Source organism: Frankia sp. CcWB2 (genome assembly GCF_977927585.1).
Genome location: NZ_CDWRCM010000111.1, coordinates 10098 through 13650, shown reverse-complemented (window position 1 = coordinate 13650; position 3553 = coordinate 10098). Strand labels below are relative to the sequence as shown.

Annotated in this window: 4 protein-coding genes; 2 read left to right on the top strand and 2 right to left on the bottom strand. The window is 70.5% G+C overall.

All coding sequences use genetic code 11. The features are described 5' to 3' along the window. A partial coding sequence (locus tag ACY45C_RS13050) for a ParA family protein (protein ID WP_462187891.1) occupies positions 1-524 on the top strand: 524 nt, incomplete at its 5' end. Further along, complete coding sequence (locus ACY45C_RS13045) at positions 514-1005, top strand: hypothetical protein (protein ID WP_462187890.1); 492 nt, start codon at positions 514-516, stop codon at positions 1003-1005. The genes ACY45C_RS13050 and ACY45C_RS13045, both read left to right, overlap by 11 nt. A 104-nt stretch (positions 1006-1109) precedes the next feature. Here the strand turns inward: ACY45C_RS13045 and ACY45C_RS13040 are convergent, their stop codons facing one another. Beyond that, positions 1110-2612 carry an MFS transporter gene (locus ACY45C_RS13040; protein WP_462187889.1) on the bottom strand — a complete coding sequence of 501 codons (1503 nt, stop codon included), beginning with the start codon at positions 2610-2612 and terminating at the stop codon, positions 1110-1112. 189 nt (positions 2613-2801) lie between these two features. After that, on the bottom strand, positions 2802-3389 hold the full coding sequence (locus ACY45C_RS13035; RefSeq protein WP_462187893.1) for a TetR/AcrR family transcriptional regulator: 588 nt from the start codon (positions 3387-3389) through the stop codon (positions 2802-2804). Positions 3390-3553 lie beyond the last annotated feature (164 nt).

The following is a 3553-nucleotide window of genomic DNA, read 5'->3' as shown; positions in this document are numbered from 1 at the left end:
TCGCGGCCGGGCTTGCCACCCTGCCCGGGCGGCTCTACGATCTGGTGCTCATCGACTGCCCGCCGAACTTCGGCGTCATCACGAGGTCCGCCGTGGCGGCCAGCGACCAGCTGCTCATCCCGGCCCGCCCGGACGAGCTGTCCACCCTCGGAATCGATCACCTGCAGTCCCGGCTGCGCCGGTCCACCTGGGAGTTCAACCAGGTCGCTGATCTGCAGGCCGACCTCCGGCCGGCCGTGAAGAAACTGGAACCGATGATTCTGGGCGTCGTCTTCACGATGGTCCAGTACTACGGTGGTCAGCCCGTTTCGGCGCTGCGGCCCTACATAGCGCAGACCAGAAGCCTTGGGCTGCCCGTCTTCGAGGCGATGCTCCGGGAGAGCAACAAGCACTTCGCCGGCGCGGCCCGCGCCCAGCTCCCCGCCATTCTCACCGAGCAGCTCAGCCGGGAACTCGCCTGGGAACTGCAGAGCCTGGTCGAGGAGTTCCTCAAACGCATCCGGACGGCGAACCATGGCTCCTGACAGTCGGCCCGCCAGCCACCCGGGTCGGGATACGGCCCGTCTCGGGGCCGTTCTCCTGCGCCAGGCGTCCGATCTGCTCGCCACCCTGGACGTCCGGCAGCTCGACGATCTCATGGCGGGTCGGGCGCGGCTCGCGGTCGTCCCCGCGGCCACGGCCACACCCACGGCTACGGCTACGGCTACGGCAGCAGACCCGGGCGGTCGTGCCGCGGCGGACGGCTCCCGGCTCCCGGCGTCCGTGGACGTCGAGAAGCTGCACGCGACACTGGTCGCCGCCGCGAGCCGGGAGGAAGCCCGGGAGCACCTGGCCGCCCTGGGCCGGATCCCGGTCCCGCAGCTACGGGCCCTGGCGGGCGCCCTGGGTGTCGACGGGGTCGGCGGCAGGGATCCGAAAGCCACCGTGATTCGAAAAATCGTGGACGGGACCATCGGTTTCCGGCTCAGCTCCCGGGCGATGCTGGCCGGGGAATCCGAACTGTAGGATTTCCGATCACCACCCCAGCGCCCCCAGCGCCCCGCGGCCCTTCCTGGCCTGTCCCGGACGGACGAGGAAGGGGTGCGCGGACGGGGTGCCGCGCGGACGGGTCAGCCGGCGTGCGCGGGGACGACCTCGACGTCGGCGGTCGACTCCCGCCCGGCTCGGATGAGCACGATGATCACCACCGCAGCGAGCGCGATGAGGATGGCTCCCCACAGGAACGCCGTGGTGTAGCCCTCGATCTGCGCCTGGTCAAGGAGGGCCTTCCCACCCCGCCCGTGATCGGCCAGGTAGTTGGTGACGGCCGTCGCGTAGACGGTGTTGAGCAACGCGGTGCCCAGCGACCCGCCGATCTGCTGCGTCGTATTGGCCAGCGCGCTGGCCACCCCCGCGTCGTGCGGGGCGACCCCGATCAGCGCGAGGTTCGACAGGGGCACGAACGAGAAGCCCATGCCGATGCTGATCAGCAGCTCGGAGGGAAGGATGTGCACGACGTAGCTCGAATCCGTCCCGATCGCGAGGAGCAGCGCCATCCCGACCGCCGCGAGCGTCGTGCCGGCGCCGGCGAGTACCCGGGGCCCGGCGCGCGGCAGGAGCTGGCTGGCCAGCCCCGCGGAGACGATGATCCCGCCGCTGAACGGCAGGAACGCGAAGCCGGTCTTCAGGGCGCCGTAGCCGAGCGTCTGCTGGAAGTAGTACGTCAGGAACAGGAACATCGCGAACAGGCCGGCCCCGGTCAGCAGCGAGGCCAGGAACGAGCCGCCGCGGTTGCGCTCCCACGGCACCCGTAGCGGCAGCAGCGGCGCGCTGGTGCGGGACTCGATGACGACGAAGGCCGCGAGCAGCACGACCGCACCGACCAGCAGCCCGATGGTGCGGGCGTCGCCCCAGCCGTCCTCGGCGGCCACGGTGAAGCCGTAGACCAAGGCCACCAGGCCCGCGGTCACCGTCACCGCGCCGGGCAGGTCGTAGCGGGCCTTGCCCTGCGCCCGGCTCTCGCGCACCACGGGTAGCGCGAGAGCCGCGGTGATGAGCGCGATCGGCACGTTCACCAGCAGGCACCACCGCCAGGAGGCGTACTCGGTGAGCAGGCCGCCGACGATAAGACCGATCGCGGCGCCACCACCGGAGATCGCTCCGTACACGCCGAACGCCTTCGCCCGCTCGCGGCTTTCAGTGAAGGCGACGGTGATCAGCGACAGCGCGGCCGGCGCGAGCAGGGCCGCGAACGCACCCTGCAGCGCCCGCGCGGCGAACAGCAGGCCGGCGTTCGGGGCCAGGCCGCCCAGCGCCGAGGCCAGCGCGAAACCGAGGAGTCCCCAGCTGAAGGCCCGCTTGCGCCCCAGGTAGTCGGCGACGCGCCCGCCGAGCAGCAGCAGACCGCCGAAGGCCACGGTGTACGCGGTGACGATCCATTGCCGGTTCGCGGTGGAGATGTCGAGATCGGCCTGCGCGTGCGGGATCGCGATGTTCACGATCGAGGCGTCGAGGACGACCATGAGCTGCGCGACAGCGATGATCCAGAGCGCGAGCCAGCGCCGTGGATCGGGCGAGCCGTCCGCCGCGTCCACCGGACGGTCCTCCGCCTGGTGGTCGAGGGTTGTGGTCACAGGGAAGCTCCTAGCCGATCGGACCTGAAACGGGGACGAACGAACGCCACGAGTTCGCGCGAGGCGACCCGGTGCGGTGGGGATGGTGCCGGTGGACGGCGCCCCGGGACCGGGCGGTCCGTGGCGGCGTCGGTGACGCGACGGTGGCAGGGACAGGGCTATCGAACGAGCGTTCGAGCCGAGAATAGCTCAGGTGTTCGAGTTGGCCCCGGACGGGGGTGTTCCGGGCCGGAGTGTCGTTCCGGGCCGGCCAGCCAGTAACGGCATGAGCACGTCGTCCACCATATGATCGACGAACGCGCCGTCGAGCGGCTCACCGGTGACGAGCAGGCGACAGAAAATCATCGCCATGACGATCTCCATGATCACGTCGAAATCGGCCGACGCAGAGATCTCCCCCCGTTGCGAGGCCCGAGCGAACATGCAGCGGCCGATCTTCGCCTTGTTCTGCAGGATGTTGGCCTGCATGACCGCAGCCAGCCGCGGGGACTCGCTCGCGGCCCGGAGCACGCCAATGAGCAGCGCACCGTCGGGACCGGTAATCGTGTCGACCATGAGGCGCACCTCGGCGGCCAGGTCGTCCCGCAGGCACCCGGTGTCAGCCGGGACGCGGTCGCCGGGACCATGCCGCCGCAGGGCCTCCACGACCATCTCGTCCTTGCACGACCATCGGCGGTAGATCGTCGCCTTGCTGGCCCGGGCCCGGGCCGCGACGGCGACCATGCTCATCCGCTCATACCCGACCTCGACGAGCAGTTCCAGCGCGGCGTCCAGGATCGCCCGCTCCCGGGCATCGTCCCGGGGCCGGCCACGCCCGGCGCCACTCGGCGGGGAAATCGGTCTTCACCCTTCCGTCTCGGACGCTTCTCCGGAGTCGACGCGCATGGCCGCGACGCCGAGGAGAAGACGCAATGAACATTACCCTGACCAGAGAAACAGTA